Here is a 19,854-nt window from a genome sequence, read left to right as displayed (position 1 = left end):
CCTCCAGCGACTCAGGCCATCGCGGGGACCGGCCGGGCGCCCACGTGCTCGGAGCGTCCCGCCAACCGTGCGCGGCGCGAGGCCGCCAGGGTCGCCACCAGCGAGACCGCGGCCCAGGCGAGGATCGCCAGCAGCGTGCTGGACGTGCTCACCAGGGTGCCGCCGAGCGCGGCATGCACCAGCCCCTGGGTGACGATCGACAGCGGCATCAGGGAGCTGACCGACTGCAGCAGCTCGGGAGCGGTCTGCACCGGAAGGATGCCCACCAGCGTCACCACCTGCAGCACCATCAGCACGATCGAGGCGAGACGCCCGATCCTGGCCCCGAGCACCGTCAGCAGCGCCTGGTGCAGGGCCGCGAACATCACCGCCCCGACGAAGGCCACCAGACCGACTGCCAGCGGGGAGACCGGGGAGATGCCGATGCCGGTGAGCACGGCGAGCGCCGCCACCGTCTGCACCACCGCGATCAGCAGCGCCGGCGCCAGCGAGCGCAGCACCACCTGCCACATCGGCAGCGCCCGGTCCAGCAGACGGCGCGAGAGCGCCGGCAGCAGCAGGAAGGTGGCGAAGGCGCCCAGCCACAGCGCGAGCGCCGTGACGAAGGGGAAGGTGGCGGTGTCCGCCCCGTTCGCCTCGTTCTCGCGCTCCACGTCGGTGCCGACGGGCGCGGCCGCCATCTCGCCCATCCGGGCACGCTCCGCCGCGTCATAGGAGGGGACACCGTCCGCTCCCTCGCGCAGGCCGGTGGCGAGCTCGTCACTGCCCTCGGCGAGCTGCCCGGTGCCCTCGGACAGCTCCTCGGCGCCGTCGGCCAGCTCTCCGGTGCCGTCGGCCAGCTGGCGGTTGCCCTCGGCCAGCTGCTCCGCGCCGGTGCCGAGCTCGTCGGCGCCCTGGGCCAGCTCCCCGGTGCCGTCGGCCAGCAGATCCGCGCCGTCGGCGCTCGAGCGGGTGCCCTCGGCCAGCAGACCGGCTCCCTCGCCGAGCTGATCGACGCCGGCCGCGTACTCCACCAGGCCGTCGCGCAACCCGCTCACCCCGGTCACGAGCTCGCCTGCGCCGTCGGCGCTGGTGCGGGCGCCCGTGGCGAGCTGCTCCGCGGAGGCGGTCAGGCCCGGGTTCTCGGCGGTCCCGTCACCGGTGAAGGCGATCTCGATGCCTTCGGCATAGGTGACCATGCCCTGAGCTCCCTGGACGAGTCCCGGCTGCTCCTGGGTGCCGTTGATCCCGTCGGCGAGCTGCTGGACGCCGTCGGCGGCGGTGGTCGCGCCCTCGCCCACGCCCTGTGCGGTGGCGGTGAGGCCCGGGTTCTGGGCGGTGCCGTCGCCGTGGACGATGGTGTCCAGACCACCCGTGTACCCGGCCACGCCGTCGACGTACCCGGACATCCCCTGAGCCTGCTGGCACAGGCCCTGTGCCTGAAGATCATCGGGGTACCGCTCGGCGAGCGCGCAGGCGGACTGCTCCATCGACTCCGACAGTGCGGGCATGCCCGGATTCTCGGCGGTCCCGTCACCTTCGACCAGGGCGGTCATCCCGGGGTTGTCGGCGGTGCCGTCCCCCTGAAGGACCGTGGAGATCCCCTGGGAGTACTCGGCCACGCCCTCCGCGCCCTGGACGAGGCCCGGCTGCTCCTGCGTGCCGGCCAGCCCGTCGGCCGCGGCCTGGGCGCCCTGCCCGATCTCCTCGGTGCCCTCGGCGACCTGCTGCGCGGTGGGGGCCAGGCCCGGGTTCTCGGCAGTGCCGTCCCCGGTCACCGCGGTGCCGGCCTGGGAGACGCCGTCGGAGAACTGCTCGAGACCGGTCGCGAGCTGCTCCGCGCCCGCCTCCAGGCCCGGGTTCTCGGCGGTGCCGTCCCCCTCGACGCCCGCCGCGAGCTGCTCGGCGCCGTCCAGCAGGCCGGGCTGTCCGTCGGCCCCGTGCATGCCCTGCTGGAGGCCCCCGATGCCCGTGGCGAGCTCCTCGCTGCCGGTGGCGAGATCATCGAGCCCGTCGGCGAGGGTGCGGGTGCCGTCGGCGGACTGCCAGGTGCCGTCGGCGAAGGTCCACACGCCGCCGGAGAACCGGCTCGCGCCCTCGGCCGCCTCGTCGGAGCCGTCCGCGAGCTCGCGGGTGCCCTCGGCGAGGTCCGAGGTGCCCTCGTCGAGCTCCGAGGTGCCCTCGGCGAGCTCGCGTGCGCCCTCGGCGGCGTCGTCGAAGCCCTCCCCGAGCTCGTTGAAGCCGAGGTAGAGGCCGTCGAGGTACTGCTCGGCCATCTGCCCGCCCATGGTGCTCGCCGAGGCCTCTGCGACCGCCGTGCCCACCAGGGCGTTGATCTGTCCGCTGGCGTCGTTGGTGGTGACCTCGAGGATCGCCTGCGTCGCCTCCGGGCTGCCGATGCTGGCCAGGTCGTGGGAGAAGTCCTCGGGGATCACGACGACCGCGGAGTAGGTGCCGTCCTCGAGGCCTGCTTGGGCGTCGTCCTGGCTGGTCAGCTGCCAGTCGAAGCCGGTGGTCCCCGGCGTCTCCTGACCGTCGACGGTGCCGGGCTGGGTGAGGGAGCCGGCGAGCAGACGGCCGAAGGGCACGGTCTGCACCTCGCCGTTCTCGTCCTCGATCTCGGCACCCTGGTCGAGGTTGACGACGGCGGCGGGCACGGTCTCCAGGCGGTCCACACGGCCGCTGAGCGCCCACATGCCCAGGCCCACCACCAGCAGCGGCAGCACCAGGACGACGATCAGGGTGCGGGGGTGCGTGAGGCGCTTCATGCGGAGGCTCCTTCGAGGATCGGGGCGGTGGAGCGCTGGACGGAGAGCCCCTGCAGGCGGCGGGGGTCGCGCAAGCTGCGCTGCAGGTGGCGTTCGGCGTCGAGCGGGGAGGCGGATCGGGAGCCGACGATGACCGTCGCCCCCGCCGCGAGCAGTGCATCGAGGCGCTCGACGAGCAGGTCGTCGCTGACGGCGGCGGCGTGGGCGAGGTCCTCGATCTGCTCGATGAGGATCACCGCCCGCTGCAGTCCGTGACCGCCGATGTCGGCCAGTCGACGGCCGACGGGCTCCCCGGCGCCGATCCAGTGCGCACGACCCTGGATGGTCCCGAGGTCGCCGGGCACCAGACGGTCGTGGACGGCGAGCACTCCGGTCTCCGGAGCATGCCGGCCGGCGGCCAGAGCCAGGAAGGTGTCGCGGGCGGCGTCATCCGGGGCGCGCACCACCAGCAGTGTGCCGGGGGTGATCGCGCCGGTGAGCGGGCCGAGGGTGCCGGACGCTCCCAGCAGAGGGGCGACGGCGTCCTCGAGCCGGAGAGCGTGAGGACCGTGCTCCTCGGTCCAGCGGCGGTGCTCGAGCACGGCGACCAGTCCCTCACCCTCGACGTCGACCGTGGGCAGCAGTCGGTCGAGCCACCCGGGCAGCCACCAGGCATGGCGTCCCAGCAGGGCGAGGACAGCGGGCACGAAGGTCATCCGCACCACGAAGGCGTCCACCAGCACGCCGACCGCCAGGGCCACGGCGATCGGCTGCATCATGAACCAGCCGGCGCTGACGAAGCCGGCGAAGACCGCGACCATGATCAGGGCGGCGGCGGTGACCACCGGGGCGTTGGCCGTGAAGCCGCGCTCGATCGACCGACGGGCGTCCCCGGTGTGCACGAACTCCTCGCGCATGCGGGAGACGAGGAAGACCTCGTAGTCCATGGCGAGCCCGAACAGCACACCCATCACCAGGATCGGCATGAAGGAGACGACCGGCCCGTTCACCGAGACGAACAGGGCCTCGTTGAACCAGCCGTACTCGAACACCATGGCGGTCACGCCGAAGGCGGCGAGCACCGAGAACAGATAGCCCACGGAGGCTTTCAGCGGCACCCAGATCGAGCGGAACACCATGGTGAGCAGGATCAGGGAGAGGCCGACGACGAAGAGCGCGAAGGGCAGCAGCGCATCGGCGAGCTTGTCGGTGACGTCGATGCCCACCGCGGTCGCTCCGGTGACGGTGATGTCCGAGATCGCGAGCTCGTCCTCCCACCCGGCGGCGCTGCCGCGGAGCTCCGCGACGAGATCCTTCGTGGTCTGATCGGTGGGCCCGCCCTCCGGGATGACGACGACCACCGCCATGTCGGCGCCACGGTTCGGGGTCGCCAGCTGGATCTGCCGGACGTGGTCGAGGGAGGCGATGTCGCTCTCCAGCTCGTCGACCACGCCGAGCGGATCGGTGGTGTTGATGATGTCGGCGGTGACCAGGAGGGGGCCGTTGAAGCCGGGCCCGAACTCCTCGGCGACCAGGTCGTAGGTGTCACGGGCCGGGCTGCCCTCGGCCTCCGTGCCGAGGTCCGGAAGGGCGAGCTCGAGGTCCTTGAGCGGGATCGCGAGAGCGCCCACGCCGACGACGACTACGAGGATCGTCAGGGCCGGCACCTTGGTCACCAGCCGCACCCAGGCCAGTCCGAGCCCACGGCGGGGCTGCGCGGTGCGCTCCGGCTCCGGCTCCGGTTCCGGGAGCCGGCCGTCGTGCTCGGCCATCAGACGGCGGATCCTCCGCGGACGCAGACGCTCGCCCAGGATCCCCATGATCGCGGGGAGCATGGTGAGGGCCACCACCACGGACAGCGCCACCGTGGCCGCCGCCGCGACACCCATGAGGGTGAGGAAGGGGATGCCGGTGACGAACAGGCCCACCAGGGCGATCACCACGGTCAACCCTGCGAAGATGACAGCGCTGCCGGAGGTGGCGAGCGACGTGCCGATCGATTCCTGGACGTCATCGCCCTCGGAGAGCTGGTCGCGGTGCCGGGACAGGATGAACAGCGCATAGTCGATGCCGACGGCGAGCCCCAGCATGGCGCCGAGCGCCGTCGTCACGGAGGGGACGTCGACCCCGGCCGAGAGGGCCATCAGGGCGGTCATCGAGACGCCGACGCCGACGACCGCGGTGATGATGGGGATGACGGCGGGGAGCAGCGAGCGGAACACGATCGCGAGGATGATCAGGGCGATGACGATGCCGACGATCTCGCCCGCGCCGAAGGGCACCTCGGAGCTCTGGAGCACCTGCCCGCCGATGCTGGCTTCGAGCTGCGACGTGCTCGACTCCTCAGCGAGGCGAGTGATCTCCTCGACGGACTCCATCGGGAACTCACCCGTCTGGCCCTCCATCTGGAACTGGCCGATGATCGCCGTGTCGTCCTCGGAGCGGGTGCCGGGGGAGAGGTCATCGAAGGGGGAGGGGGACACGGAGACCCCCTCGACCTCGGAGATCTCCGCCATCAGCTCATCGATCTCCCCCTGATGGTCATCGACCGTCGAGCCGTCCTCGGCGACGAAGACGATCTGACCGGCGGTGCCGGCCATCTCGGGGAACCGGTTGGCGAGGGCGTCGATGCCGCGCTGCCCCTCGGTCCCAGGGATCTCGATATCGGAGGTGAAGGTGCCGCCGAGGCCGACGGCGAGGCCGCCGAGGATCACCAGCAGCACGATCCAGGCGCCGACCACCTTCCATCGCAGCGAAGCCATCAGTCGACCGAGGCGGTACAGGGACGAGGACACAGGACCTCCAGGACGGGTGCGAGCGGGACGGACGACGGACCCCCCGACTCGAGACGCCCACGCATTCGATACACGAATGTATCGGTGCGATACTATCGGCTCATGCGTGGGAACCTCAACGTCGGCCGGACGGTCTCGCCGTGAGACGCGTCCCACCCCGTCGTCCCCACGAGGAGCCATGACCGAACTGTTCGAGCCGCTGCCCGAGTCCGCAGGCACCCGGCGCAAGGAGAACACCCGCACCAAGCTGGTGCGGGCCTCGCTCGACGTCTTCGTGGAGAAGGGCATCGACGGCGCCACGGTCGATGACCTGGTCAAGGCCGCGGGCTTCACCCGCGGGGCCTTCTACTCGAACTTCTCCCTCAAGGAGGAGGTCTTCACCGAGCTGTTCGACGAGGTGACCGCCGAGCTGATCTCGCTCGCCAACAGCTCCGTGCAGGAGGCGATCGAGCAGGTGCCGGCGGGGCACCGCGCCCGGATCGCGGAGATCGACGATGCCGGGGTGATGCTCACCGTCTTCGAGGCCATCCGGCCCTTCGGTCGACAGTGGTACCTGCTGTACTCCGACGCGATCGCCCGCTCCCTGCGGGACGAGACGATGCGGGCCGAGCTCGCGGTCCAGCGCGCTCGCCTGCGCGACGGGATCGGGGAGCTGCTCGCGGCCCGGCTCGAGGCCTCGGGGGACCGCGCGCTGCTGCCTCCGGAGGATCTTGCTCAGCTGCTGATGGGCATCTTCATCGACCTCATGCTGCGCGAGCAGATGGATCAGCGGGATGTCACCGAGCTGGCGGCGACGACGATCCTGGGCACGTTGCGGGCCTTCATAGCTCCTCGAGCGGACACAGCTCCTCGAGCGGACACAGGTCCTCGAGCGGACACAGCGCCCACTTCCCGCTGATCTGCCCGTTTCGTCGCGACACGCCGAGTTACGGCGGTGCCTTCCTCGCGGGGCGGCCGGAGGACGTACGGTGACCGCGGTGTGACGCCCGTCGCACCGTACCGCCTCCAGATCCCGGCCCGGCTCTCCTCGATCCCGGGTCACCTTCCGTTCCCTGCTTCCCCCAGGAGACGACATGTCGTCATACCGCCCACGCCACCTGACCCCTCCTCCTACGAGCCCTGCACCCGTCGGCACGTCCCGCCGCTCCCTGCTGCGAGGCGGTGTGCTCGGCGCGACCGCCCTCGGCGTCGGCACCGCCGCCCTCGGGGCCCCCGCCGCGCAGGCCGCCGGCATCTACGGACAGGACGTCTCCGGCTGGCAGGGCGAGGTCGACTGGGCCGCCCAGGTCGAGCTCGGCTCCCGCTTCGTCTACGTCAAGGCCACCGAGGGGCGCACCTACCGCAGCCCCGCCTTCTCTCATCAGTACTCCGGTGCCGGGAACGTCGGGATGGTCCGCGGCGGCTACCACTTCGCCCGTCCCGACTCCGGCGGTCCCGAGGAGCAGGCCGATTTCTTCCTGGACAACGGCGGCGGCTGGAGCGAGGACGGCATCACGCTGCCCGGCATGGTCGACTTCGAGGCGTACAGCGGCCTCCCGCGCGACTACGGGCTCTCCCGTCAGGAGATGCGGGAGTGGATCGTCGGCTTCTCGAACCGGTACCGCGAGCAGACCGGTCGGCGACCGGTGCTCTACACGAATCTGCACTGGTGGAACGACGTGGTGGGGGACTGGACCCCGCACAACTCGCCGCTGTTCCTGGCCGCCTACCGCGACAGCCGCCCCACCACCCTGCCGGGACGCTGGTGGGGCTGGGAGCTCTGGCAGTACTCGGACTCCGGCCCCTTCGCCGGCGACTCCAACCTCTGGCACGGCAGCGAGGAGCAGTTCCAGCGCTTCGTCGGCGAATACGACTACGGCGCCGACGGCATCTGAGCCCCCGCAGCACGTGGGCCGGGTCGCGACCATGAGGTCGCGGCCCGGCCCGCTGTGTACCCTTCCCCGGTGACTACACAGCAGCCCCTGTCCTCCTCCGCTCCTCCGACGTCTGGACGCCCGGCCGGCGCCGTCTACGCCGACCGGGGAAGCTCCCACTTCGACATCCTCCTCGCCGCCATGGTCACCGTGGTCGTGCTGTCGGGGATCGGCGCCGCCAAGGGCGTCAGCTTCGGCACGATCCCCGGCATCGGCTTCGAGATCATCACCGACGGCGGCTTCTTCCTGTTCCCGCTCGCCTACGTGCTGGGCGACATCATCACCGAGATCTACGGCGCCCGCAGCGCCCGCCGCGCGATCATCACCTCCTTCGCCGTGAGCATCCTCGCCTCGATCAGCTACCAGGTGATCATCGCCCTGCCTCCGTTCCCGGACGACTACGGCCTGGCCAAGCAGGAGGCCCTCGAGCTCGCGCTCGGGCCGGTCTGGATCGTGGTGCTCGCCGGCCTCGCGGGCTTCCTGGCAGGTCAGAGCCTGAACTCCTTCGTCGTCACCCGCATGAAGCGGCGGATGGGGGAGCGGGGCCTGATCGCCCGCCTGTTCACCTCCAGCGGCCTCGGAGAGCTGGTGGACACGATCATCTTCTGCTCGATCGCCTCGGTCGCGATCGGCATCACCAGCATCGAGCAGTGGGCCGAGTACACGATCCTCGGAGTCGTGTACAAGGTCGCCGTCCAGTACGCGATGATCCCGGTGACCTCGGCCGTGATCCGCTGGATGAAGCGCACCGACCCCAGCTACCAGGCGGGGCTGGCCGCCGCGCAGCAGGGCAGGGACTGACGGAGGGTCCTTCCGACCGAGTCCCGACATCGACCCACCGGGAGTCGGCCATCTCCCGTCCGACCAAGGTCGGTCTGGCGGTGGCCGGCTCCCGTCCTGTCGGAGCTCATCTGCGGGTGCGCTGGCGGACGCCGCTGCTGATCGTTCCGACGCTCGTCGTGCTGATGCTGGCGATGAACCTCTCCCTGGCGGCCGGTGCGCTCCTCGCCGGCGGCGAGGGGATGGTGATCGCCCGCTCTGTGGGGACAGGCGGCCTGTTCATGCCGGTGTTCATCGCCGTGGACCTGGCGGCGGCCTGCCTGGTGCGGGTGTACGGGCGGCGCCGCCGTCCCTAGGATGTACGGATCGAGCTGGGCGGGATCCCTGTGATCCTCCTGGCTCGACGTCTGCCCGCCCTGAAAGGACCCCTGTGGCTTCCGCCGCCGACGACATCCCCTGCGAGGATCCTCGCGAGGAGCCGCCCACCTCCACCGGCTCCGTCCCCACCATCACCGGTGCCATCCCCACCATCACCGGCGCGATCCCCGTGCTCGAGGATCCGGCCGATCACGACTCCGCCCACCTGCCCAGCGAGGACGAGCTGCGCCGCACCCGCGGCAAGGTGACCGCGATGGTGATCGTCGTGCTGACCACTCTCAGCGCGATCGGCCCGCTCGCCACCGACATGTACATCCCGGCGTTCCCCGAGGTCGCCTCCGAGCTCTCGACCACCGCCTCGCGGATGCAGCTGACGATCACCGCGTTCTTCCTCGGCACCGCGAGCGGACAGGTCGTCGCCGGACCGCTCTCGGACCGGATGGGGCGCCGTGGCCCTCTGCTGATCGGCATCATCCTGTGTCTGCTGGCCTCGATCGGCTGCGCTCTCGCGCCGAACGTCGAGCTGCTGCTGGTGCTGCGCGTGCTGCAGGGGATCGGCGGCGGCTTCGGCATGGTGCTGGGCAGGGCGGTGCTGATCGACATGACCGACGGCCCCGAGCTGTTCCGGATCATGAACATCATGCAGGGCGTCGGCGGCGTCGCCCCGATCGTCGCGCCGCTGCTGGGCGGCATCATCCTGGTGTTCGGCCAGTGGCGCGAGATCTTCTTCGTCATCGCCGCGATGTCGCTGATCTCGCTGCTGGGAGTGCTGTTCCTGATCCCCGAATCGCTGCCCGTCTCCAGGCGGCACTCGGGCGGCTTCCGCACCTTCCTGCGCAATGTGCGCACCCTGCTGCGCCGACGCATCTTCGTCGCCTACATGCTGGTCAACGCCTTCTCCGCGTTCGCCCTCATGGCCTACGTCTCCGCGTCATCCTTCGTGGTCCAGGAGATGCTCGGCTTCACCTCCACCGAGTACTCGGTGAGCTTCGCGATCAACTCGATGGGCATGATGGCGATGTCCCTGCTCTCGGCACGGCTGACCCGCAGCATCCATCCGCGCAAGCTCATCCGGGTGGGGCTGATCGTGGTGTCGCTGGCGAGCTTCGCGCTGCTGATCGGGAGCCTGTTCCTGGACACCCCGGCGTGGATCGTGCTGCCGGCGTTCTTCTTCACCGTCGCGCCGCAGGGCATGATCTTCGGCAACGGTGGAGCGCTCGCCTCGGACCAGGCGCGGGAGTTCGCGGGCACCGGCTCGGCGATGCTGGGCCTCGGCTTCTCGTTCTCGGCCTCGATCGCCGCGCCCCTGGTGGGCATCGCCGGCACTCATTCCTCGCTGCCGATGGCGATCGCGATGGTCGTCGGCTGCCTGATCTCGGCGACGTTCTTCGTGCTGGCCGGCCGGGGGAGCAGCACGGAGAATCCGCACACCGCCGCGGCCTGATCCCGCCGGCGGAGGTGCGGCAGCCGGGAAGTGCTCTCGCTCCGATCCGGCTCAGCTGCCCGCCTGCGCGAGGACGGCGAGGTCGCGCTGGGCGTAGCGCAGGTGCTCGACCTCCTCGGTGACCACCACCTGCAGGCAGCGCCGCACCCGGTACTCGCGCTCGGGATAGCCGGGTCCGGGGGAGCGGTCGCACACCCGATCCAGCTCCTGCTCGGTGAGCTCAGCGAGCACCCGCTCCACGTCAGCATGCCGTGCCGCACGCATCTCGAGGACCTGTGCGAGGTCCGGACGCGCAGCGGGATCCAGGGCCAGCTGGTCCATGATCCGCTGCGGGGTGCCGCCCGGAGGCAGACCCCAGGGGTGATGCGGTGAGGCCTCGGAGAGGATGGCGGTCCCGATCCAGGCATCGGCCGCGAAGCGGAGATGCCGGAGCGTCTCGAGGAGCGACCACTCACCGTCCACCGAGCCGTGCGCCCGGGCCGCCGGAGCCTCCCGCAGATCCTTCAGCAGCGCCTCCCAGCGGTCCTGCACGAGGCGCCAGGCCGTCCGGAAGTCGTCGGCGGTGACGGCGTCGCGGGACTCGCGGCGCCCGGGATGGCGTGCATCGAGGACAGCTCTCACATGGTCGGTGACGTCGACGCCCTCGACGATCACCGCTCCCAGCGCGCCGCTGATGCTCACCGTGGCGCCGAGGCTGTCCACGATCCGCAAGCCGTCGATCTCGCAGTCCCGGATCTCCAGGCCCCGCAGATCGCTGCCACGGATCCGGGCGTCGCGCAGCACGGCGCCATCGAAGAGCCTGCTGGGGGAATCACCGTTGTCCATGGGGTCAGTCTGCGCCCTGGGGCCGACGCCCGACGAGCGGGCGACCCGTCACCTGCATACTCATATGACCTGCGAAGATGCAATGAATATGCAGGTCAGGGGATCTACGGGGGAGCAGGGCGCGGGGGAGTCGTGCCCTGGAGATCGCTCCTGGCTTCATGACAGCGTCAGAACGACGTCTTTACGTTCTCAGCGGCAGAACGTGGTGTCAGCTCGAGATGCCGACTGCTGGACCTCGTCCGACCCGTGCCGCAGGAGAACGGCCGACGTGACGTCGACGTGGACATCACGAAGAACGCTGCAGCACACAGCACGGACCCGACAGCGATGCTCGGCGCGCCACACGGCGTCGCCGGCGACAGTTCGACGCGAAGCATGAGGATCGCCGCGCGGCACATACGAGCGTGACGCAGGGCCGCAGCACCCTGGCGTCGCCCCCAGGCGCAACGCCGATAATGTACGTTATGTAAAGTGGAATGGCAGAGAAGCCCGGAGAACTCTCCCCTGAGATTCCGGACTCCTGACCCCGGCTGGGTCATCGTCCGCGGGACCGTCAGTCATGTCCGCGATCACGGCCAGCGTCGACGCCCCGCTGCCACCGACGACGGCGCCGCTCAGAACGCGGCGACGACTCCGCCACCGTCGTTCCAGGCGGCACGGAGGCGCACGGTGCCGTCGAGGTCCCCGAGGGTGCGGGCGATGGTGAAGGGCGCGCCGTCCAGGAGCTCGTCCCCGGTGGGCAGGCTCTCCCCCTCGTCGGCCTCGAGGCTGAGCGTGACCGCCTGCGGCCGGGTCTCGATCAGCTGGCCGTCCTCGGAGTAGATCTGGAGCTCGGCCTGCGTCTGCTCGCCGCAGAGCGCACGCCGGAAGCAGTCCAGCGCGACCTCGTCCCCGAGGCCGTCGTAGACGAAGCGCTCCCCCAGCACCGAGTGCTGCATCGTGGTCAGCAGCTGCGCCTCGGCGCCCTCGACCGGTGCGGAGCGGTACGCCAGCGGCAGGTGGTAGGTCGTCTCCCCCACCCGTACCAGGTGACACTCCACGCCCACCTCGCCGTCGGGGTCGTCGAAGCGGTAGGCGCCGAGGAACTCGAGCTTCCCACTCTCACCCCAGGAGCGGTCGGCCAGGAAGTCGCGCAGGATCTGCGGCTTGGTCGGACTGAGCTCTGCCTGGTAGATGATCGCCATGCCCCTACGGTAGCCGTCCGCTCCCCTGTGGAGGAACCTGTGGCGGAACCTGTGGCGGAGCGCAGTCAGGCCGTGTCGTCTGCGGCGATCCGCTCGTCGGTGAATGCCGTCACACTAGAGTCGTGAAAGGGGTGATGGCCAGGGCAGATGGTGTTCTCGACGAAGGTTGGGCAGTAGCCCCCAGTGCCTGCGGGGGCTGTCCCCGGACGGCATGCGGGGGATCGCCTCAGACCCCGTACGGCCCGGCGGGGGTCAGCTGGTCGTGCAGCTCCCGCAGCGAGGTCACGCGCCGGGAGTCCCCGGCATCGAGCGCGATCCCCGGCGTCTCCAGCAGCACGCCGCGCACTCCGGCGGCCGCTGCGGCGGCGACGTCGACCGGACGGTCGCCCACTGCGAGGCAGTCCTCGGGAGCCAGACGGTGCCGCTCCAGGAGCACGTCCACCATCTCCGGGTCGGGCTTGCGGGCGTATCCGTCGGGGGCGCAGACCAGGTCGTCGACCTCCAGGTCGAGCGAGTCGAGCAGGGCGGAGGCGCTCTCCCGCTCGCGGTGCGTGGCCACCAGATTCAGCCCGCCCTGGGCCCGCACCGCGGCCAGCAGCTCGCGCGCCCCGTCCATCAGTGGTGGCGGGCTGACGCGCCACTGCTGTGTGGTCGACTCGTAGGCGGCGCGCAGCCGGGCCTCGGGGACCCGGTGGCGGGCAGAGAGCGTGCTGATCGCATGGGAGCTGGAGACTCGGGTCAGCAGGCCCACCTCGTGGAGCAGCTCGTCCCCCGGGTGCGGGTCCAGCGCTGTGGCCAGGGCGCGATCCACATCGGGATAGGTGTCCAGCACGGTCCCGCCGAGATCCCAGATCAGTGCGCGCATCCGTGCAGTGTGCCAGGACACGGACCGATTCGTCATCAGCTCCGGGCGGGTGTTGACTGCTGCTGTGCCTCTGCTGGACCAGCTGCTGCAGCTCTCCGCCCTGACCCTCGTGCTGCTGATCGGTGCCGCCTTCGTGGCGGGCTGGGTCGATGCCGTGGTGGGCGGAGGCGGTCTGATCCAGCTGCCGGCACTGCTCACCTCCCTGCCGGCCGACGCTTCCACCGGCGAGGTCCTGGGCACCAACAAGCTCGCCTCCGCGGCGGGGACCGCGGTCTCCTCCTGGACCTATGTCCGCCGCATCATGCCGGTCGCCGCGACGGTCGCTCCCCTGGTGCTCTGCGCGCTCGCGGGCAGCGCCGCAGGAGCGGGCTTGGCGAGCTTCCTCCCCCGCCCCTGGCTCTCCCCCATCGTGCTGGTCGCCCTGCTCGCCGTCGGCGCCTACACGCTGCTGCGCCCGGCGATGGGCCTGGTGCACGCACCGCGGCACCAGGGCCGTGCCCACGTGCTGCGTGCCGGCGGCATCGGCGGCGCCGTCGGACTGTACGACGGGATCCTCGGACCCGGCACCGGCAGCTTCTTCATCATCGCGATGGTCGCCGTGCTGGGGTACGGGTTCCTCGAGGCGAGCGTGCATGCCAAGCTCGCCAACCTCACCACCAACATCGGCGCACTGCTGGTCTTCGGGATGCAGGGCGAGGTGTGGTGGGTCCTCGGCGCGGTGATGGCGGTCGCGAACCTGCTCGGCGGCTATCTCGGCGCACGGCTCGCGCTGAAGCTCGGATCCCGCTTCGTGCGGTGGGTGTTCCTGGTGGTGACCGGCGCACTCGCGCTGCGCCTGGCCGCCGACTCGGTGACGCTGTTCACGTGAGCCGTACGCTCCCGGGGGAATAGTCCTCGCCGCACCCCCGTTGAACCGGGCGTCACCCGCGCCGCCGAGACAGCGGCCCGCCGCCCTGGAGGTCATGATGGATCCGACGACCCTGTTCAGCTACGAGCGCCACGTCGACTCACGCGCCCTCACCGGTCGCACCCTGCTCGTCACCCTCGGCGCCTACAGCGATGCCGGCGAGGCCCAGCAGCTGGTCGACGACCAGCTGCTCAACTCCCTCTCCAGCCGCGTCGTGGGACGGCTGGACATGGACCAGGTCTACGACTACTCCGGTCGGCGCCCCGAGGTGACCCTCCAGCTCGATCACTTCACCGACTACGAGAAGCCCGAGATCCTGCTGCACGAGGTGACCGGGCTCGACGGGGAGACGTTCTTCCTGCTCACCGGTCCGGAGCCGTCGTTCCAGTGGGAGCGGGTCGCGAGCGCACTGCAGATCGTGGTGGAGCAGCTCGGCATCGAGCGCACCCTGCTGCTGCAGGGCTTCCCGGCACCCGTCCCCCACACCCGTGAGCTGCCGGTCACGCGCTTCGCGGGCGATCCGGAGACGATCAGCGTGCGCCGCACCATGCCGGGGACCTTCCGTCTGCGGGCACCCTTCACCGCCCTGCTGACGATGCGCCTGGCCGAGGGCGGCCACGAGGTGGTGGGTCTGACCGTGCACGTCCCCCAGTACCTGCACGAGATGTCCTACCCGGACGCCGCGATCGCCCTGCTCGCGGCCCTGCCCGAGGAGCATGGTCCGCAGGTCCCGACCGCTTCTCTCGAGTCGCAGGCCGGACCGGTGCGCGAGGCCGTCGCCGCCCAGATCGACTCCCAGCCCGCACTGCAGGAGATGGTCTCCGGTCTCGAGACCCGGTTCGATCGGATGATCACCTCCGGGGCGGGCGCCGAGGTCCCCACCGCCGACGCCATCGCGGCCGAGGTCGAGGAGTACCTGGCGAGCTTCGACGCGGAGGGCGAGGGCAAGGGCAAGGGCTCTGACGGCCCCGGTTCCGAGTCTTCGAACCCCGGAGACCCGGGCGGCGCAGGACAGTCCCCGGCCGCCGACTGACCAGCCGCGGACCGAACGTCCACGGCCCTGGTCCGACTGCTCGCAGCGCACCGCCTCAGCGCAGCACGATCCGCTCCCGAGGCACCTCGCGGGGCAGCGCCGGATCCACCACCGCGGTCACCTGGATCCCGGTGAGCACCACGTTCCCGGCGAGAGTCGTCATGAACGCGGTATCGGCCGCATCCTGCCCCGTCGCGATCCGCATCATCGACGCGCGAGGAGCCAGGTGCGTCGCGTCGACCACCTGCCACTGACCCGCGACCATCGCCTCCACGACGAGGTGGAAGTCCATCGGGCTGAGCCCCGGGGCATAGACGGACGAGCAGCGGGCAGGGATCCCTCCTGCGCGCAGCAGGGTCGCGGTGAGATGCGCATAATCCCGGCACACGCCCTGCCGCGACACATAGGTGGAGCGCGCCGAATCCGTGATCGTGCTGGAGCCGGGGACATAGTCGAGGTGCTCGTGCACCCAGTCGACCACGGCGTCGAGCGCGTCCGCACCCTCCCGGCCCCCGATCACGTCGGCGGCGATCCTCTCGAACTCGTCCACCTCGCAGTATCGCGAGGGTCGCAGATGCAGCACCGCATCCGCCTCCCCGCTGCCGGGCACCTGGGCGGGGCCCGCACCCCGCGCCTCGTAGGTGATCTCGACCGTTCCCTCCGGGAGGCCGTGCACCAGGTGCAGGCGGTTGCCGAAGCGATCCCGGGTCTCGGTGACCGGGTGCTCGGCGCCTGCCGCGAGCACCCGCAGCTGCTCGTCCGCGATCGGGGCGTCGGAGGCAGCGACCAGCAGGGCGACGTCGGTGCCGGCGGCCACGTCGGCCCTGATCCACGAGTGTGCATGTCGTTCCACCGCACCAGTGTCCAGCATCCGCCACGGCGCGGCATCCCCGGGCGGCGGTCACGCCCGGCCCTTTGCCGCGACGTGAGGAGGGACATAGGGTTGTGACCCAGTCGTCATGACCAAGGCGTCGCTGCTCATACCGACCCTCCCGAAGGAGCCCTCCGTGCCCCAGACCTCCCCTCGCCCGCTCGGTGTCGCCATGATCGGCTACGCCTTCATGGGTCGCGCCCATTCCCAGGCATGGCGCACGGTCGCCTCCGCCTTCGAGGTCCCTGCCGTGGCGCGGCGCGTGATCGTGGGCCGTGACGAGGAGGCGGTCGCCGAGGCCGCCGACCGCCTGGACTGGGAGGAGCACGCCACGGACTGGCGGGAGGTGATCGCTCGCGAGGACATCGACATCGTGGACATCTGCACCCCCGGGTTCCTCCACGCCGAGATCGCGATCGCCGCTCTCGAGGCCGGCAAGCACGTGCTGTGCGAGAAGCCGCTGGCCAACGACACCGCCGAGGCGGAAGCCATGGTCGCGGCGGCCCTCGCCGCCCAGGACCGAGGACAGATCGCGGCACTCGGGCACACCTACCGTCGGGTGCCGGCGCTCCGCCAGGCCCAGGAGCTCGTCGCCTCCGGCCGGCTCGGCGAGATCCGCCAGGTGCGTGCCGCGTACCTCCAGGACTGGCTGACCGATGAGAACGCCGGCATGTCCTGGCGGCTGCGGAAGGAGACGGCCGGCTCCGGCGCACTGGGCGACATCGGCTCGCACGCGATCGACCAGATCCAGTTCGTCACCGGTCTGTCCGTGACCGCCGTGCGCGGGCGCCTGGCCACCCTCGTCACCGAGCGGCCCGGGCCCGACGGCCCCGAAGCGGTCACCGTCGACGACGCCGCCTGGGCCACGCTCGAGCTCGACGGCGGGGCGATCGCCTCCGTCGAGGCGAGCCGCATGACCACCGGGCGGAAGAACGCGCTGAGCCTCGAGGTGTACGGGACGCGCGGCGCCCTGAGATTCGATCTCGAGAACCTCAATGAGCTGTGGTTCCTGGATGCGACGCTGCCCGCTGCCGAGCAGGGCTTCACCCGCGTGCTGGTCACCGAGCCCGAGCACCCCTATCTGGCGGCCTGGTGGCCGCAGGGACACGTGCTGGGCTGGGAGAACGCGTTCAGCAACCAGGCCCGGGACCTGCTCGTGGCGGTCCGGGACCGCGAGACCGCCGAGGCGCCGGGCTACTCCCCCGACTTCGCCGACGGCCTCGCCCTGCAGCGGGTGCTCGACGCGATCATCGCCTCCGACGCCGCCGACGGCGCCACAGTCACCCTCTGACCCTCCCCGCACCACCGCACCCTCACAGAAGGAGTTCGCCCCCATGGCGCACCCGCACACCCTGTTCACCGGCCAGTGGGCCGATCTCAGCCTCGAGGAGGTCGCGGAGCTCGCGGCCGGCTGGGGATACGACGGTCTGGAGATCGCGGTCTCCGGTGAGCACCTGGACGCCTCCCGCTGGGACGATGACGACTACATCGCCGAGCGCCTGGGGATCCTGGAGAAGCACGGCCTGAAGTGCTGGGCGATCTCCAACCACCTCAAGGGCCAGGCCATCTGCGATGACCCGATCGACTTCCGTCACCAGGCGATCGTCGGCCCCACCGTCTGGGGCGACGGTGACCCGGAGAGCGTGCGCCAGCGCGCCGCCGAGGACATGAAGAACACCGCCCGTCTCGCCCAGAAGCTGGGCGTGAAGACGGTCATCGGCTTCACGGGGTCGAAGATCTGGAAGTACGTGGCGATGTTCCCGCCGGTCCCCCAGGACGTCATCGACGAGGGCTACCAGGATTTCGCTGACCGCTGGAACCCGATCCTCGACGTCTTCGACGAGTGCGGAGTGCGCTTCGCCCACGAGGTCCACCCCTCCGAGATCGCCTACGACTACTGGACCACGCAGCGCACCCTCGAGGCGATCGGGCACCGGGAGGCGTTCGGCCTGAACTGGGACCCCTCCCACTTCATGTGGCAGGAGATCGATCCGGTCTCCTTCATCACCGACTTCGCCGATCGGATCTACCACGTGGACTGCAAGGACATCCGTGTGCGGGTCACCGGACGGAACACCCGGCTGGGCTCCCACCTGGCCTGGGGCGACCCCCGCCGCGGCTGGGACTTCGTCTCCTTCGGTCGCGGGGACGTGCCGTGGGACGCGGCCTTCCGCGCCCTGCGCTCCATCGGCTACGAGGGCCCGATCTCCATCGAATGGGAGGACGCCGGCATGGACCGCCTCCACGGGGCCAAGGAGGCCATCGAGCTGCTGCGCACCCTGGACTACCCCGCCTCCGAGGTGTCCTTCGACGCGGCGTTCAGCAGCCAGGGATGAACCGCGCCGGACAGTACGAGGAGCGGGAGGAGTTCGCCCGCACCTTCCTCGCGCTCGGTCCCGCAGCTCCGACGATCCTGCCGGGGTGGGATGCCGAGGAGCTGCTCGAGCACCTGCTGGGACGCGAGCGTCACCCTCACCTCGTCGTGGGTCCGAAGCTTCCCGGCGTGATCGGTCGGCGCGCCGAGCAGGCTCGGGCGGCCCATCGGGCCCTCCCCTGGACGACGAGGGTGGAGACCTTCCGGCAGGGTCCCGGCAGGCTCTCTCCCGTGGGGGCGCTGGATCGGTTCAGCGGTGAGGGCGAGCTGCTCATCCATCACGAGGACCTCCGCCGTGCACAGAGCGGTGTGGAGCCCCGCCGCCTCTCCCCCGCCGTCGCGGCCGACGCCTGGCGGTCAGTGGGCCTGATGGCACCGCTGGCGATGCGGGTGCGGGCCGATGTCACCCTGGTCTCTCCGCTCGGCGGACGTCAGCTCCGCTCGCGCCGAGCGGAGGGGAGCCTGCGGGTGCATGGAGAGCCGCTCGAGCTGCTGCTGTGGATCAGCGGCCGGGACGAGGTCGCACGGGTCCGGGTCCACGGGGATCGGGGCGGGATGCGCGCCCTGCAGGAGGGCCGACGAGGGCTGTGAGGCCCAGGCTGTGATGCTCGGGCCGTGAGACCCAGGAGGCGACGCCCGTTCCGGGGAGGCCCGGGCCGGCCGGCTCAGCCGCGCTCGAGCAGGAAGAGCCGCGGATGGTGGCCCTTCTGGAAGAAGCGGTGCTCGCCGCTCTGTCGCCAGCCAGAGGGGGCCGTCTCCAGGACCCGGTGCATGCGGGCGATCTCGTGGGTGAGCACGCCGAGCCGGGCCTGCGGTGCGGCCAGCTCGGCGGCGCGGGAGAGCAGCTCCGCGAGAAGCTCCTCATTGGTCTCGTGCTCGCCGTGCAGCGTGCCCCAGGGCGGATTGGTCACGATCCGGGTGAAGCCGCCCTCGAGCTCGGCGGTGAGGACGTCGCCGAGCACCCAGTCGATGCGTCCCTTGCGGCGCGCCGCTCGCTGATGCTCCCGAGCGGCGTCGATCGCAGCGGGGTCCCGGTCGACGCCGACGGCGCGCGCGGGCGCAGTCTCGTGCAGCTGCTCGACCAGGAAGGTGCCGGAACCGCAGGTCATGTCGAGCAGCGAATCCTCCGCACCGATCTGCAGCTGATCCAGCACGGTCGCGGCGATGGTGGCGTTGACGGCGCCCGGATAGTTCACGGTGCGCCAGGCGCGGGTTGCGAGCGGTCTCGGCGTGGTGCGCAGCAGCACCTGCCAGGTGACGGGCGCGGCACCCTTCCGCACCCGCACCACCAGGTCGCCGTCGGAGGCGACCGGCAGCCCTGCGAGCTCGGCGAGAGCGGAGGCGAGGCGTCGCATGTCCGGGGTGTCAGACCCGGCGGCCTCGAGCCGGAGCCCGTGGAACCGCTGCCGGGGGCGCTGGCGGCGGATCTCCTCGAGAAGCGCGGCCAGCTGCTGCTGCACCGAGGTCTCCAGCAGCTCTCGCGGCCGACGCGCCGGGACGGTGAGTCCCGTGGAGACCGCCACCACACGTCGCAGCGAACGCACTGCGTCGAGATCCTCACAGCTCAGGGCCAGCTCGGTGGGTGCGATGAGCCGGGCGAGCCCGTGCTCCCGTGCCTCGGCAAGAGCGCTCTGGCCGCACCCGTCGAGCACCTCGAGCACTAGATCGTGCGTGATCTGCGCCATCGACTCCCCCTCCGTGACTTCCGTCGGCCGATCCTCTGACCGCTGTCGGATGATCCACGCAGGCTACCCGCACG

17 protein-coding genes are annotated in these 19,854 nt (G+C 71.0%); 10 read left to right on the top strand and 7 right to left on the bottom strand.

The window, feature by feature from the left end; all coding sequences use genetic code 11:
* Positions 1 to 11 precede the first annotated feature (11 nt).
* A complete protein-coding gene (locus VF289_RS06355) occupies positions 12 to 2,747 on the bottom strand; it encodes a YhgE/Pip domain-containing protein (RefSeq protein WP_330882255.1) in 2,736 nt (911 codons plus the stop codon).
* Positions 2,744 to 5,488, bottom strand: coding sequence for an MMPL family transporter (locus VF289_RS06350; protein ID WP_330882254.1), 2,745 nt, complete (start codon positions 5,486 to 5,488; stop codon positions 2,744 to 2,746). Before VF289_RS06350 ends, VF289_RS06355 begins: the two co-directional genes overlap by 4 nt.
* A 211-nt stretch (positions 5,489 to 5,699) precedes the next feature.
* On the opposite strand from VF289_RS06350, the gene VF289_RS06345 reads away from it, so the two are divergent.
* From VF289_RS06345 to VF289_RS06325, 5 genes are all read left to right on the top strand, one after another.
* Positions 5,700 to 6,419, top strand: coding sequence for a TetR/AcrR family transcriptional regulator (locus VF289_RS06345; RefSeq protein ID WP_330882252.1), 720 nt, complete (start codon positions 5,700 to 5,702; stop codon positions 6,417 to 6,419).
* Between the two features lie 175 nt (positions 6,420 to 6,594).
* Positions 6,595 to 7,395, top strand: a complete 801-nt coding sequence (locus tag VF289_RS06340; RefSeq protein ID WP_330882250.1) for a GH25 family lysozyme — start codon at positions 6,595 to 6,597, stop codon at positions 7,393 to 7,395.
* Positions 7,396 to 7,464: 69 nt separating this feature from the next.
* Positions 7,465 to 8,235: a queuosine precursor transporter gene (locus VF289_RS06335; protein ID WP_330882249.1), complete on the top strand. Its 771-nt coding sequence runs from the start codon at positions 7,465 to 7,467 to the stop codon at positions 8,233 to 8,235.
* A gap of 80 nt (positions 8,236 to 8,315) precedes the next feature.
* The gene (locus VF289_RS06330; protein ID WP_330882247.1) at positions 8,316 to 8,570 is read left to right on the top strand and encodes a hypothetical protein; all 255 of its coding nucleotides are present in this window, start codon (positions 8,316 to 8,318) and stop codon (positions 8,568 to 8,570) included.
* Positions 8,571 to 8,644: 74 nt separating this feature from the next.
* Positions 8,645 to 10,036: a multidrug effflux MFS transporter gene (locus VF289_RS06325; protein ID WP_330882245.1), complete on the top strand. Its 1,392-nt coding sequence runs from the start codon at positions 8,645 to 8,647 to the stop codon at positions 10,034 to 10,036.
* Positions 10,037 to 10,087: 51 nt separating this feature from the next.
* On the opposite strand, the gene VF289_RS06320 is transcribed toward VF289_RS06325, so the two are convergent.
* From VF289_RS06320 to VF289_RS06310, 3 genes are all read right to left on the bottom strand, one after another.
* Positions 10,088 to 10,861: a DinB family protein gene (locus tag VF289_RS06320; RefSeq protein ID WP_330882243.1), complete on the bottom strand. Its 774-nt coding sequence runs from the start codon at positions 10,859 to 10,861 to the stop codon at positions 10,088 to 10,090.
* A 614-nt stretch (positions 10,862 to 11,475) separates the two neighbouring features.
* Positions 11,476 to 12,045: a maltokinase N-terminal cap-like domain-containing protein gene (locus VF289_RS06315; RefSeq protein ID WP_330882241.1), complete on the bottom strand. Its 570-nt coding sequence runs from the start codon at positions 12,043 to 12,045 to the stop codon at positions 11,476 to 11,478.
* A gap of 226 nt (positions 12,046 to 12,271) precedes the next feature.
* Complete coding sequence (locus VF289_RS06310; RefSeq protein WP_330882239.1) at positions 12,272 to 12,910, bottom strand: HAD-IA family hydrolase; 639 nt, start codon at positions 12,908 to 12,910, stop codon at positions 12,272 to 12,274.
* 64 nt (positions 12,911 to 12,974) lie between these two features.
* On the opposite strand from VF289_RS06310, the gene VF289_RS06305 reads away from it, so the two are divergent.
* Positions 12,975 to 13,778 carry a TSUP family transporter gene (locus tag VF289_RS06305; RefSeq protein WP_330882237.1) on the top strand — a complete coding sequence of 268 codons (804 nt, stop codon included), beginning with the start codon at positions 12,975 to 12,977 and terminating at the stop codon, positions 13,776 to 13,778.
* 94 nt (positions 13,779 to 13,872) lie between these two features.
* Complete coding sequence (locus VF289_RS06300; RefSeq protein WP_330882235.1) at positions 13,873 to 14,850, top strand: PAC2 family protein; 978 nt, start codon at positions 13,873 to 13,875, stop codon at positions 14,848 to 14,850.
* A gap of 55 nt (positions 14,851 to 14,905) precedes the next feature.
* On the opposite strand, the gene VF289_RS06295 is transcribed toward VF289_RS06300, so the two are convergent.
* Positions 14,906 to 15,703: a transglutaminase family protein gene (locus tag VF289_RS06295; protein ID WP_330882233.1), complete on the bottom strand. Its 798-nt coding sequence runs from the start codon at positions 15,701 to 15,703 to the stop codon at positions 14,906 to 14,908.
* A 190-nt stretch (positions 15,704 to 15,893) separates the two neighbouring features.
* Here VF289_RS06295 and VF289_RS06290 point away from each other — a divergent pair, with 190 nt between their 5' ends.
* The 3 genes from VF289_RS06290 to VF289_RS06280 are packed head-to-tail and all read left to right on the top strand — an operon-like array spanning position 15,894 to position 18,686.
* Positions 15,894 to 17,012: a Gfo/Idh/MocA family protein gene (locus VF289_RS06290; RefSeq protein WP_414644451.1), complete on the top strand. Its 1,119-nt coding sequence runs from the start codon at positions 15,894 to 15,896 to the stop codon at positions 17,010 to 17,012.
* Positions 17,013 to 17,055: 43 nt separating this feature from the next.
* Positions 17,056 to 18,057 (top strand): sugar phosphate isomerase/epimerase family protein, encoded by a 1,002-nt coding sequence (locus VF289_RS06285; protein ID WP_330882229.1) that lies wholly within the window; start codon positions 17,056 to 17,058, stop codon positions 18,055 to 18,057.
* Positions 18,054 to 18,686 (top strand): TIGR03085 family metal-binding protein, encoded by a 633-nt coding sequence (locus tag VF289_RS06280; protein WP_330882228.1) that lies wholly within the window; start codon positions 18,054 to 18,056, stop codon positions 18,684 to 18,686. The genes VF289_RS06285 and VF289_RS06280 overlap by 4 nt, the downstream gene beginning before the upstream one ends.
* A 74-nt stretch (positions 18,687 to 18,760) precedes the next feature.
* Here VF289_RS06280 and VF289_RS06275 read toward each other — a convergent pair whose 3' ends face one another.
* Positions 18,761 to 19,780 carry a methyltransferase gene (locus tag VF289_RS06275; RefSeq protein WP_330882227.1) on the bottom strand — a complete coding sequence of 340 codons (1,020 nt, stop codon included), beginning with the start codon at positions 19,778 to 19,780 and terminating at the stop codon, positions 18,761 to 18,763.
* Positions 19,781 to 19,854: the final 74 nt, after the last annotated feature.

It is taken from the genome of Brachybacterium sp., assembly GCF_036379615.1.
Lineage (GTDB): Bacteria > Actinomycetota > Actinomycetes > Actinomycetales > Dermabacteraceae > Brachybacterium.
The sequence above is the reverse complement of the archived record's forward strand: the minus strand, read 5'-3'. Positions and strand labels throughout refer to the sequence as shown.